The sequence below is a fragment of the Amycolatopsis thermalba genome (assembly GCF_023376025.1).
GTDB lineage: Bacteria > Actinomycetota > Actinomycetes > Mycobacteriales > Pseudonocardiaceae > Amycolatopsis_E > Amycolatopsis_E thermalba.
Genome location: NZ_CP091196.1, coordinates 3,169,523 through 3,182,048 on the forward strand (window position 1 = coordinate 3,169,523; position 12,526 = coordinate 3,182,048).

11 protein-coding genes are annotated in these 12,526 nt (G+C 74.2%); 8 read left to right on the top strand and 3 right to left on the bottom strand.

From position 1 onward, the window contains the following. Positions 1-195: 195 nt before the first annotated feature. From L1857_RS15335 to L1857_RS15345, 3 genes are all read right to left on the bottom strand, one after another. On the bottom strand, positions 196-2,691 hold the full coding sequence (locus L1857_RS15335; protein WP_116115299.1) for a transglutaminase TgpA family protein: 2,496 nt from the start codon (positions 2,689-2,691) through the stop codon (positions 196-198). 61 nt (positions 2,692-2,752) lie between these two features. Further along, positions 2,753-4,027 carry a DUF58 domain-containing protein gene (locus tag L1857_RS15340; protein WP_094005916.1) on the bottom strand — a complete coding sequence of 425 codons (1,275 nt, stop codon included), beginning with the start codon at positions 4,025-4,027 and terminating at the stop codon, positions 2,753-2,755. A 6-nt stretch (positions 4,028-4,033) separates the two neighbouring features. Continuing rightward, the gene (locus L1857_RS15345) at positions 4,034-5,122 is read right to left on the bottom strand and encodes an AAA family ATPase (protein WP_162830725.1); all 1,089 of its coding nucleotides are present in this window, start codon (positions 5,120-5,122) and stop codon (positions 4,034-4,036) included. A 248-nt stretch (positions 5,123-5,370) separates the two neighbouring features. Between L1857_RS15345 and L1857_RS15350 the strand changes: the two genes are divergently transcribed. From L1857_RS15350 to L1857_RS15385, 8 genes are all read left to right on the top strand, one after another. Beyond that, the gene (locus tag L1857_RS15350; RefSeq protein ID WP_094005917.1) at positions 5,371-5,721 is read left to right on the top strand and encodes a hypothetical protein; all 351 of its coding nucleotides are present in this window, start codon (positions 5,371-5,373) and stop codon (positions 5,719-5,721) included. Between the two features lie 4 nt (positions 5,722-5,725). Then, positions 5,726-6,256 carry a DUF3558 family protein gene (locus L1857_RS15355; RefSeq protein WP_094005918.1) on the top strand — a complete coding sequence of 177 codons (531 nt, stop codon included), beginning with the start codon at positions 5,726-5,728 and terminating at the stop codon, positions 6,254-6,256. Positions 6,257-6,265: 9 nt separating this feature from the next. Beyond that, positions 6,266-6,823 (top strand): PE-PGRS family protein, encoded by a 558-nt coding sequence (locus tag L1857_RS15360; protein ID WP_094005919.1) that lies wholly within the window; start codon positions 6,266-6,268, stop codon positions 6,821-6,823. After that, positions 6,820-7,533 (top strand): ESX secretion-associated protein EspG, encoded by a 714-nt coding sequence (locus L1857_RS15365; RefSeq protein ID WP_116115293.1) that lies wholly within the window; start codon positions 6,820-6,822, stop codon positions 7,531-7,533. The genes L1857_RS15360 and L1857_RS15365 overlap by 4 nt, the downstream gene beginning before the upstream one ends. Positions 7,534-8,195: 662 nt before the next feature. After that, positions 8,196-8,627 carry a division/cell wall cluster transcriptional repressor MraZ gene (gene mraZ / locus L1857_RS15370; protein WP_026153053.1) on the top strand — a complete coding sequence of 144 codons (432 nt, stop codon included), beginning with the start codon at positions 8,196-8,198 and terminating at the stop codon, positions 8,625-8,627. Between the two features lie 179 nt (positions 8,628-8,806). Beyond that, on the top strand, positions 8,807-9,766 hold the full coding sequence (rsmH, locus tag L1857_RS15375) for a 16S rRNA (cytosine(1402)-N(4))-methyltransferase RsmH (protein WP_094005921.1): 960 nt from the start codon (positions 8,807-8,809) through the stop codon (positions 9,764-9,766). 100 nt (positions 9,767-9,866) lie between these two features. Then, a complete protein-coding gene (gene ftsL / locus L1857_RS15380) occupies positions 9,867-10,616 on the top strand; it encodes a cell division protein FtsL (RefSeq protein ID WP_116111866.1) in 750 nt (249 codons plus the stop codon). Continuing rightward, a complete protein-coding gene (locus tag L1857_RS15385) occupies positions 10,616-12,505 on the top strand; it encodes a peptidoglycan D,D-transpeptidase FtsI family protein (protein WP_094005923.1) in 1,890 nt (629 codons plus the stop codon). The genes ftsL and L1857_RS15385 overlap by 1 nt, the downstream gene beginning before the upstream one ends. Positions 12,506-12,526 lie beyond the last annotated feature (21 nt).

Here is a 12,526-nt window from a genome sequence, read left to right on the forward strand (position 1 = left end):
ACTGCGTCACGGCAGCCAGGTGTTCCTGGACGCGCCGCCCGGCGTGCTCGCCTACCTGCGGGTGGCGGGCCGCGAACGCACCCTGGTGGCGCTGAACTTCGGCGACACGCCCCACGCGCCCGGCTTCGGCGGCCGCCCGCTGCTGGCGACTGGGGACGTGCTGGCCCCGGGCGCCGGCGCCGTGTTCGACGCCGGTTAGCGCTTGCGGAACACCGAGCGCGGGAACAGCCGCCCGCGCCAGGACATCGGGGCGTTGCGCTGCAGGCTCCGGCGCAGCCCCTCGAACGCGGTGGCGAGATCGGCGTCCGTGGACTGGCTGGGGGAGTACCACGAGCGCTCCACCTCGGTGACCACGGTGCGCAGGTCGGTCTTCCCGGCGTCGTCCAGGTTGTGCTGCACCGCCATCTTCTGCGCCGCCGCCCGCACCGTGTCGCTCGGCGGGATCGGGATGCCGCGGTCGGCGCACTCGTCCATCAGCTCCGCCCACGCCGCGTCCGCCGCGCCCGGACGGCGCGCCGTGATCGCGGTGAGGCGCCGCCGCCGCTGGATCTCCCGCAGCACCGCCGGGGCCATCCCGGCCACCGCGACCAGCAACAGCACCAGGGCCAGCACCCAGTGCACCAGCCACGCGGTGAGCACCACGGCGACCAGCCACGCCCCGGCCGCGGCCAGCGGCAGCCAGGACGCCGTCCGCCCGCGGAACTTGCGGATCGCGAAAAACGCGCCCGCGGTCAGGGCCAGCGCGATCAGCACCAGCACCAGCGCGGTCCACCCGGTCCAGCCCGGCGCCGAACCGGCCGGCGCGGCCTGCGTGCCACCCGGGTTGGCGGCGCTGCCCTGCGTCTCGGGGACACCGGTGGGCGCGACCCGCGTGGTGGACACGCTCGGCACGTCCTGCTCCTCCGAGTCCGAGGACCCGCTGGAGGTGGCGCCGGACTGCAGGTAGGGCGGGACATAGCCGCGGCCGTCGGAGCGCGGGGTCGGGTCGAAGCTGACCCAGCCCAGGTCGTGGAAGTACACCTCGACCCACGCGTGCGCGTCCTGCGAGGTGATCATGCGCGAGTCGCCGTCGGCGTAGCCGGAGGTGAACCCGACCGCCACCCGCGACGGGATGTTCAGCACCCGCAGCATCACGGCCATCGCGGAGGCGAACTGCTCGCAGAAGCCGCGCTTGCCGTTGAGGAGGAAGTCGGCCAGCGCGTCGCTGTCGGTCGCGGCGGCCGTCTCGGTGTCGTAGGTGAACCCGTTCTCGGCGCTGAAGTACCGCCAGATCGCGCTCGCCCGGTCGAAGTCGGTGGCCGCGCCCGCCGCGAGGTCCTGGGCGAGGCTGACCACGCGCGGGTCGACGCCGGTGATCTGGCTGTAGCTCGCCGGGATGTCGCCGCCGCGCGTGCTGGCCGACTCCAGCTCCTCCTTCGTCGGCTCGGCCAGGGACGCGGTCTCCACGTAGGCGGGGATGCGCTGCTTGCGCTCGCTGAAGACCGCGCCGCTGGTCGGGTCGTAGTACCAGCCCTGCGACACACCCTGCAGGCCGCGCAGCTGCCCGTACACCGGCATCCACACGTCGACCCAGTTCAGCGGCTCGATCTGGATCTGGCGCGCCTCGCCGGAGCCGTCGTCACCGGGCGCGGCCGGCAGCGGCTGGTTGGCCGGGAAACCGGCCGGCATCGGGCCGTCCGGGAGGCTCCATCCGCGGTTGGGCCGGTAGGTGTCCAGCGTGAACGCGCGCAGCAGGCGCTTGTCGTTGCCCAGGCCGCGGACGCGGAAGAGGTCGACCGTGCTGCCCTGGTCGAGCATGCCGCGCAGCGAGGTGAACGGGTTGACGCCCAGCCCGCCGGACCCGGCGCCCGCGCCGCTGCGGCCGCTGCCGGGCAGGCGCCCGACGGTGCCGACCGCGGTGATCGCGGTGCCCGCGACCAGTCCCAGGACCACGGCGACCGCGACCACGGCCACCGGTGCGGACGCGGCGGCCGGCGCATTGCCGAGGCCGGAGTCGCGGTTGCGCCAGCGGCGGTGCCGGTGGTTGCCGTCGACGGCGAGCAGGCCCGCGAAGGCCGCCGCGCCGAGCAGGAACGTCCACCACGGGAGCATGTCGTCGGCCAGCGAGGCGGGCACCGCGTAGACGCACAGCAGCACCAGGCCGGTGGCGGCGGGCGCGGACGCGGCGACCGCGAGGGTGTCCACGAGCACCGCGACCAGGCCGATCGCGATGGTCACCAGGCACAGGATCGGCGGGGTCGCCTCGACCGGCGGCAGGCCCGTGCGGATCTGCTCGAACGCCGCGGTGAGGACACCGTTGATCTCGCTGAACGCGGCCGGGCCGGGGATCACGCCGAGGATGCCGCTGCCGGTGAACACGCCGGTGATCAGCAGCAACAGCACGACGAGCTGGGCCAGCCCGACCACGGCGGTCGGCGTGCGGATGGTCCGCAGCGCGAGCCCGGTGGCGGCGACGAGCACGACGGCCACCGTGACGTACCCGAGCCAGCCGGCCTCGCCCACGACGCCGGTCAGCGAGGTGGAGGCGCACAGGGTGGCCAGGCCGGCGGCGATCGGCGCGAGGACCGAGCCCCGCCACTGCGGCGGCGGCTCCACGACGCGCTGCGTCGGCCGGTGCAGCTCCGGCCGCCCCGGCGGCGGGGCGTCGGGCTGCTGCCCGGGACGCGGCGGACGGCCGGCCAGCGTGGTCACTGCGTTCCCCCGGAGTTCAGGTGGCCGGGTGCCCGGCCGGTGGTCGGCGACGGCGCCACGCTCACAGCGCACCCCCGATCAGGGTGCCCCGCCCCGCGGCCGTGCGGCACAGATCGCCCCAGACCTGGGGCATCGGGGAGGTCGGGCCGGCCACCACGACGCCCCAGCCGGACGCGCGCAGCAGGGCCGCCGACTCCTCGGTCGCCGCCGCGCGGTGCTCGGGCGCGCTCACGCCCCCGGACCACGCCGGGGTGTCCAGCAGCACCGCCAGGCTGCGGATGCCCCGCGGCCGGAACCGCGCCAGCTCCGTCACCGCCTGGTTCGACACCGTCCCCAGGATCGCGATCAGCTCCTGCCCCTCGGCCGGATCATGACCCGTCGTCAGGTCCCGCTGGTGCGCCGGCTGCAGCGCGGCCAGCGCGTCCAGCAGCACGTTGTCGTAGCCCTCGCCGCCGTCGCCGGGCACGTCGGCCAGCGGCTTGCCGTGCTCGGTGACCAGGCGGACGCGGTGCCCGGCCCGCCGCACGTGCACGCACACGCTCGCGGCGAACGAGATCGCCCACTCCAGGCTCGCGGCCGGGCCGGTCCCGTGGTGCGCCGCGGCCCGGTGGTCGAGCAGGACGGTCGTCCCCCCGCGCCACGGCCGCTCCTCGACCCGCACCATGATCTCGTCGCGCCGCGCGGTCGAGCGCCAGTGCACCTTGCGCAGGTCGTCGCCCTGGCGGTACTGCCGCACGATCACGTCGGTCTCGCCCTGGCCGGCGTGCAGCCGCACGCTGCCGTCGTCGCCCGCGCCGATCCCGGCGCCGCTGGGCAGCCCCCACAGCGACACCACCTTCGGCACCACGACCAGCCGCGAGTGCGCGATCAGCTCGCGGTCGAACTCGCACAGCCCGAACGGGTCGGTCAGCGTCGCGCGCAGCGGCCCGACCTGCTGGATCCCGCGCATCATCGGCTGGATCGGGTACCGCAGCGCGATGACCCGCCCGTGCGGCAGCCGCTCCACGACGAACCGCGGCCGCGACCCCAGCGCGTAGGGCACCCCGTCCTCGAGCAGCACCTCACCGGCGGGCAGCTTGCCGTTGCGCCACAGCGCCAGCTCCACCTCGCCCGCCGAACCGGCCGAGACCCGATCGGGCAGCAGCGTGCGGGACGCGCCGATGCGCACCCGCGACGCCGCGATGAACAGGGCGATCAGCAGCGGCAGCGCCACCACGAACACCGCGACCCGCAGCAGGTCGCGCTCGTTGAGCACCACCGCGCACACGGCGGCCGCCACGCCGGCGGCGAGCAGGCACCGCCCCCGCGTGGTCAGCCCGGACAGCGAGCGGAACACGGCCGGCTACCGGCGGCCGGCGGTCTGCGGGTGACCGCCCTGGGGCACCGGCACCCGGTGCAGCACCGCGCGGACCACGTCGGTGGCGGAGCGGCGGGCCGCGTGCGCCTCGGTGGTCAGCACCAGCCGGTGCGCGAGCACCGGGACGGCGACGGCGTGCAGGTCGTCCGGGACGACGAAGTCGCGGCCGGACAGCGCGGCCTGGGCGCGCGCCGAGCGGACCAGCTGCAGCGTGGCCCGCGGTGAGGCGCCCAGCCGGATCTCCGGCACCTGGCGCGTCGCGGCGACCAGGTCGACCGCGTACTTGCGCACCTCCGGCGCCATGTGCACCGCGCGGACCTGCTGGATCAGCCGGTTGAGGGTGGCCGCGTCGGACACCGGCTGCAGATCGGCCAGCGGGTCGTGGCCGGCGTGCTCGTCGACCATGGCCAGCTCGGCCTGCTGGTCGGGGTAGCCGATCGACACGCGCGCGGTGAACCGGTCGCGCTGCGCCTCGGGCAGCGCGTAGGTGCCCTCCATCTCGATCGGGTTCTGGGTGGCGATGACCATGAAGGGGTCGTCCAGGCGGTAGGTCGTGGTGTCGACCGTGACCTGCTTCTCCTCCATGCACTCCAGCAGCGCCGACTGGGTCTTCGGCGACGCGCGGTTGATCTCGTCGCCCACCACGATGTTGGCGAACACCGGGCCGGGCCGGAACTCGAACCCGCCGGTCTGCCGGTTGTAGATGGACACGCCGGTGACGTCGCTGGGCAGCAGGTCGGGCGTGAACTGGATGCGGCTGACCGTGCAGTCGATCGACCGGGCCAGCGCCTTCGCCAGCGACGTCTTGCCGACGCCCGGCACGTCCTCGACCAGCAGGTGGCCCTCGGCCAGGAGCGTCACCAGCGCGACGCGCACCACCTCGGGCTTGCCGACGAGCACCCGCTCGACGTTGCCCGCGATGCGGCGCATGGTCTCGTGCAGCTCACCGTGGCCGTTGTGGCTGATCGGCAGGCCGTGTGCCGGGCTCGCACCGGACGGGTGGTACGGCGCTTGCCCGGGCGCCTGCTCGCCGGTGAACTCCCCGGACGATGCAGGCTGTGTCCTCGACGTCACTCGACCTCCTGGTGCCGAAGCCCATTTTTCAAAACCGGAACACGGGTGCGGCCCGCCTGAACCGCGCCGCGGCGCGGAAGGATCTCACAGCCGGGGACGGGCGACGCGCGCGGTGGCCCGCCCCGGCACCCAGCCTGGCATCCAGTGTGTCAAACCCCGGCCAAGTCGGTCGAAGAACCCTGAATTCGATTCGGACGCTATGCTGCGTTGCGGAACCGGTCGGCTACCGAGAGGTGCGAACAGAACCGATGACCGACACGCACAGTGGCCTGAACGTGAACGCGGGGGCGTTCGCGGTCTCGCCCGAGCTGGCGGCCGGGGCCTATCAGCAGATCAGTCAGCTGCAGGACGTCGTCGGCGAGATGGTGCGGGAGGCCCGCGTGCTGGGCCGCACCGTGCCGCTGGGCGGCGGGTACGCCGGTGAGGTCGGCGAGTTCATGGCCCGCTACGGCCTGGGCGGCCCCGGTTCGGCCGCCGATTCGCTGATCCGGTTCGGCCAGGAGCTGGAGACGCTGAAGACGAACATCCGCCGCGCGCTGAAGCGGTACTCCGACAGCGACGACGACGCCGCCGAGGGCGTCGACTGCAGCGGTGGCTGAGCGGATGCGCGGTGCGGTCCTGGTGCTCGCCGCCGGCGCGCTGCTCGCCGCGTGCGGGCAGCCGGTTCCGCCGCCGCCCGCGGCGCCCGTCCTGTCCAGCTCCGCCCCGGCGCCGAGCGCGCCGCCGTCACCGGCCGGGCTGGCCGCGCTGAAGCCGTGCGAGCTGCTGTCCGCGACCGACCGCTCCACCGCCGGGCTGACCTCGCTGGGCGAGGAGAAGACCATCGGCACCGCCCGGGCCTGCGACTGGACCGAACCGGGCACCTTCGGTGTCACCGTCACGCTCGCCGAGGACGCGCCGCTGGCGTCGCTGGAGATCGACAAGGGCACCGGCAAGCGCGTGACCGTCGGCGCGCACCGGGGTTTCCGGGTGTCCGACCGCCGCGCCGGGGACGGCACGTGCGCGGTCCTGCTCGGCGTCGGCCAGGAGGCCAGCGTGCAGGTGGACGTGACCAACACGGGCTTCGCGGACACCCCGCTCGCGTGCGAGCGGGCCGACACCGTGGCCCGGCTGATCGAGCCGAAACTGCCCTGAGGAGCCGGCGTGAACCAGGTGCCCGAGCCGACGACGCGGTACGAGTCCTACAGCCACGAGGCGATGGCGGCCGAGGTCGCCGACGGCAACGACCCGGCCACCGCGGGCCGGATCGGTGAGCAGTGGGCGGGGCTGGCCGCGCGGCTGCGCGAGTCGGCGCAGGCGCTGGGCACGATCGCCGAGCGGGCGGGCGAGGCGTTCCAGGGCCCGGCGGGGGAGGCGCTGCGCAAGACGCTGGCGAAGGCCGAGAGCTGGTCCGGGCACGCCACCGAGCTGTCGATGACGCTGTCCGACGCGGTCGGCCGCCAGGCCGGGATCGCCGCGCGGGCGCGGGACGAGATGCCGCCGCCGGTGCCCTACGACCCGGCCGCGATGATCCGGGAGGCCGCGGCGAGCGGGAACTTCCTGGCGCTGGCCGGGCTGTCGGACGCGATGGAACAGCGGCGGGCGGCCGCCGAGGAGGCCCGGCAGAAGGCGATCGACGTGCTCAACGCGCGCGACGCGGCCCTGCGCGAGTCGGTGCCGGGCCGGTTCTTCGACGAGCCGCCGGAGCTGGGGCAGCCGTGATCCGGGTGTCGGCGTCCGCGTTCGACGTCCTGTGGCACGACCTCGGGCACGCCCGGGTGCCGGCGCCGCTGGAGGTGCGCAGTGTCGGCGCGACCGAGGCCGAGCGCGCCGAGATCCGCCGCGCGGTGCACGCGAACCTGGCCGAGCGGGGGTTGCGCGACGCAGACCGGCTGGACCCCGCGCTGGAGTCCCGGCTGGCGACGCTGGCGACCGCGGAGGTCTACGTCGAGTGCGAGGCCCTGGCCGACGTGCAGGCGGAGGTGCCGTTCCGGGCGGTGGCCGCGGCCGGCGGCAGGCGGGGCGTGCTGGCGGCGCAGCCGAGCCGGACGATCGGGCTGTCCGGGATCCGCGACACGGAGGTCTGCACCGCGGTGGTCGACCTGCTGCCCCCGCTGGAGCCCGGGCCGGGCTACGGAGTCAGCCTCCCGGCCGACGCCCTGTCCGGCGGTGGTGCTTCGCGGGCGGCCGCGCGGCAGGTGGACGAGGTGCGCGCGATCCAGTCCCGGCCGGTGCTCGGGGCGGGGCAGTTCACGGTGCGCGTCCGCGAGGGCGGACGGCTGCGCCGGGTGGGCGGCGTGAGCTGGTTCCGCACCGACCAGGGCGCGTACCTGGGCACGGTGGAACCGGGGCGCGGGGGAGCGCCGTGGGTGAACGTGGTGCCCGCCGGCTCGGCCAAGGTGGCGGCCCGGCTCGCGGAGCTGCTCGACTGAGCCGCCGCTCGCGGCTCGCACTGTTCGGCGCTGCGGCTCGCGGCACCCACCACTACCCCCGCGGCCTGAGCGCGGAACTCGCCGGCCTGAGCGCAGAACTCGCCGGCCTGAGCGTGGGACTCGCGGGCCTGAGCGTGGAACTCGCGGGCCTGAGCGTGGAACTCGCGGGCCTGAGCGTGGGACTCGCCGCTCCGCGAGTTCCGCTCGCGAGTTCTGCGTTCCCGCTCGCGAGTTCTGCGTTCCGGCGCGCGAGTTCCGCGTTCGCGAGGGAGGTGGGTTTCCTGGCGGGCGACCTCGGGCCGGCGGCGAGCGTCCCGCTGTGCGGGGTGGCCGGCGCGCGCACCGGCTCCCCACCTTCCACCACCGCCGCCCCCACTTCCACCCACCGCCCGCCCCACCGGCCCCCACCAGGCCCCGGAACGGGCCTCACGGGCCCTCCCAGCTACCCGGCGTGGGGGAGGCCCGGCGCGGCTCCCCACGATCTCCCCACTTCGCCCCCCTCGCGCTGACCTGCGTAAATACCGCGAGGATCGCCCGGTCGGGCAGCTTCGCGGCGTTGACTGTGGGGAAAAGTGGGGTACGGTGGTGCGCAGTGGGGCAGTAGGGAGGCCCCAGGGGCCGCATCCGGTGGAGCACCGGGGGCGGTGGGGAGGTGAGTGCCGGTGTTCCTCGGCACGCACACCCCCAAGCTGGACGACAAGGGGCGGCTCACGCTGCCCGCGAAGTTCCGCGACGCGCTGGCAGGTGGGCTGATGGTCACCAAGGGGCAAGATCACTGCCTCTTCGTCTTCCCGCGCGCCGAGTTCGAGCAGCTGGCCCGCAAGGTCGCGGAGGCGCCCTTCACCAACGAGGCGGTGCGGGCCTACCAGCGGTACCTGTTCGCGGGCACCGACGAGCAGCGTCCGGACGGCCAGGGGCGCATCGCGATCGCGCCCGAGCTCCGGCGCTACGCCGGGCTCAACAAGGAGTGCGTGGTGATCGGGGCGATCACGCGCCTGGAGATCTGGGACGCCCAGCGCTGGGAGTCCTACCTGGAGGAACACGAGGACAGCTACGCGCAGGCCCAGGAAGAGGTCCTGCCGGGAGTCTTCTAGGTGACCCGCGCCGTCGGGGGGCGCGGGTGGCGACAGCAAGTGGGGGCGGGATCCGGCGACGGATGTCGTGAGGCCTCTGTCCGCTCAGTGGCCCTGGTGCACCTTCCCCGGCACCAGGTTCGCAGCGGGCGGGCGGGGACCTGACGGCATCCGCGCGACGGCTTAAGGGGGTGGGAGAAGTGGCAGCCGAAGCCGCGCACGTGCCGGTGATGACCGAGCGCGTGCTGGAGCTGTTCGCTCCCGCGCTCGAGGGCCGCCCGGCCGTCGTGGTCGACGCGACCACCGGCCTGGGCGGGCACTCCGAGGCACTGCTCACCAGATTCCCCCAGCTGAAGCTCATCGGGCTGGACCGGGACCCGCACGCGCTGGAGCGCGCCGGCGCGCGGCTGGCGAAGTTCGGCGACCGGGCCGAGCTGGTGCACGCCGTCTACGACACCCTGCCGGACGTCCTCGACCGGCTCGGACTGTCCCGTGTGGACGGTGTGATGTTCGACCTCGGCGTCTCCTCGATGCAGCTCGACGAGGAAGAGCGCGGCTTCGCCTACGCCCGGGACGCCCCGCTGGACATGCGGATGGACCCCACCACGGGACAGACCGCCGCGGACGTCCTCAACACCTACGAGCCGGGCGAGCTGGTCCGGATCCTGCGCGAGTACGGCGAAGAGCGGTTCGCCCAGCGGATCGTCAAGGCGATCGTCGCGGAGCGGGCGCGGCAGCCGTTCGACCGCAGCGAGCGCCTGGTGCGGCTGCTCTACGACGCGGTGCCGGCCGCGAGCCGCCGCACCGGCGGGCACCCGGCCAAGCGCACGTTCCAGGCCCTGCGCATCGAGGTCAACGGCGAGCTGGAGGTGCTGCGCCGGGCGATCCCCGCGGCGCTGTCCGCGCTGGCGGTGGGCGGCCGGATCGTCGTGGAGTCCTACCACTCGCTGGAGGACCGGATCGTCAAGCAGGCCTTCGCGGAGCTGGCGAAGTCGCGGACCCCGCCCGGCCTGCCCGTCGAACTCCCCGGCCACGGGCCGGAACTGAAGCTGATCACGCGCGGCGCCGAGAAGGCGAGCGAAGACGAGATCGAACAGAACCCGAGGGCCGCGTCGGTGCGCCTGCGGGTCGCCGAACGGATCAAGGAGGCGGACGCATGATCGACAATCGCGCAGCCCCGGTCATGCGGCCAGCCCGGGTGCGTGGCCCGGGTGCGGGTGTCCCGCAACAGCACCGTCGCAAGACACAGGAGGCGGACGCATGACAGCGCCTACGCGGGCACGCAGGCAGGCCGGTGCCGAGCCGCGGCGGCGTCCGCGCCGTTCGGACGCGCCCGCCGAGGAGGGCCTGGGCACACCGGTACCGGCCAGGCGCCGCCCCCGGCGGCAGCCCACCCGGCAGGCTCAGCGCACCACCGCCGCCGAGCGCGCCTACGCCCGGCGGGCCCAGCGCGCCGAGGGCCTGAAGCGCGCGCCCGAGCCCGAGCGCCAGAAGATCCGGCTGAAGCTGCGGCTGCCGCGTTCGCGCGCCACGTTCGTGATGCTGGTGATGGTGCTGCTCGCCGCGGGTGTGGTGGCGACGCTGCTGCTGTCCACCCAGGCGATCGCCGACTCCTACCGGCTCGAGCAGCTGCGCGACGACAACGCCGCCCTGGCCGAGCGGGTCGAGCAGCTGCAGCAGGACGTCAGCGGCGCGGAGTCGCCGTCGTCGCTGGCCGAGCGGGCCAAGGCGCTGGGCATGGTGCCCGCCAAGGACCCGGCGCACCTGGTGCTCAACCCGGACGGGTCGGTGACCGTGGTCGGCGAGCCGAAGAAGGCCGAGGGCGCCCCGGTCACGCAGGAGCCGGCGACGCCGGTGGTGCCGCAGGGCACGCCGGTCGGCGGCCGCCCGATCGAGGGTGACGTGCCGCAGGGCGACAGCCAGGTCGTCCAGCCGCAGGACCAGGCGCAGGTGCCGCCGTCCGGCGGGCAGACCCAGGCGCCGGGACAGCAGACCACGGGAGGGCAGTGATGGCGCGGCCGGGACGCCGCAGCTACGGCGCCCGCATGCGCCAGGTGGCCGGCCAGCCCAACGCCGCCACCGGCAAGGGGCGCTACGTCGGCGTGCGCGTGGTGCTCGTCGCGGTGCTGGTGCTGGCCGGGCTCAAGCTCGTGCAGGTCCAGGGCTTCCAGGCGGCGGCCCTGTCGGCGAAGGCGGAGAGCCAGCGCAGCACCACGATCCCGATCCCGGCCAAGCGTGGGTCCATTGTGGACCGCAACAACGTCAAGCTGGCGTTCACCGTGGAAACCCGCGCGCTGTCGGTGAACCTGCGCGCGATGCGCAAGGCGTGGGACGAGGTGGCGGCCAAGAACCCGGCGGGGGGCCAGAGCTTCGAGACCCGCGCGGCGGACGCGGCGCGGTTCATCGCCGCCAAGCTGCCCGGCCGGGTCACCGAGGCCGAGCTGCTCGCCGACTTCCGCAAGACCACGTCGTTCACCTACCTGGTCGACGGGGTCGAGCCGTCGATCGCCGAGGAGATCACCACCGCGTTCCCGGAGATCGGCGCCGAGGTGCGGGCCGCCCGCGAGTACCCGGGCGTCACGCTGGCCTCCAACGTCGTCGGCCTGGCGAACTGGCGCATGGACGACCCGGACGTGTCCAAGCACAGCCTGCAGGGCCTGGCCGGGCTGGAGTACACGCTCAACGCCGACCTGGCCGGCCGGCCGGGCCGCTACGTCGCCGACACCAAGCAGGGCAACGACAACGTGATCATCCCGGGCACCGAGCGGGACGTGCAGCCCGCCACCCCGGGCAACGATGTCGTGCTCACGCTCGACTCGGACACCCAGTACTTCCTGCAGAACGCGCTGGCCGACTACGTGCGGCAGTCGCGCGCCAAGGGCGCCAGCGCGGTCGTGATGGACGCGAAGACCGGCGAGATCTACGCGATCGCCGACGACTCCACGTTCGACCCCTACGACAACAAGACCTACACGCAGTCGCTGATGGACCTGCAGGCGGTGTCCACGCCGTTCGAGCCGGGCTCGGTGAACAAGATCGTGACCGCCACCGCGGCCATCGACCAGGGCCTGGTGACGCCCGAGTCGGTGCTGCAGGTGCCCGGCGCGCTGAAGGTCGCCGACCACACCGTGCACGACGCGTGGGTGCACGGCACGCAGAACTTCTCGGTCACCGGCATCTTCGCGAAGTCCTCCAACGTCGGCACGCTGCTGCTGGCCCAGCAGCTGGGCCCGGACAAGTACCTGGACTACCTCAAGCGCTTCGGCGTCGGGCAGAGCGCCGGGCTGGGCCTGTCCGGGGAGAGCCGTGGGTTCGTGCCGCCCCGCAACACCTGGACCGGCACCACGTTCGGCAACCTGCCGATCGGGCAGGGCCTGTCGATGACCGTGGTGCAGATGACCGCGATGTACCAGGCGATCGCGAACAACGGTCTGCGCGTGCAGCCGAGCATCGTCAAGGAGGAGATCCGCCCGGACGGCACCGTGGTGCCCAAGGCGGCGCCGCAGACCACGCAGGTGGTCAGCCCGGAGACCGCGACGACGGTGCGGAACATGATGCGCGCGGTCACCCAGACCGGGAAGAACGGCAACAGCGGCACGGCGCCCACGGCGGCGCTGGAGGGCTACCAGATCTCCGGCAAGACCGGCACCGGCCAGCAGGTCAACCCGGCGACCGGCGCGTACAGCGACACCCTGTACAACATCACCTTCGCCGGGATCCTGCCCGCGGACAGCCCGCGGTTCGTGGTGGGCATCCGGCTGGACGCCCCGGACACGACGCTGCCCGCCGGCCACTCCGCGGCGCCGCTGTTCCACGACATCGCCTCGTACCTGACGCAGCGGTTCCAGCTCCCGCTGTCCGAGGGCGCCGCGCCGTACGTGCCGCTCGTGCTGCCGTGACGGTCGCTGTCCAATCGAGAC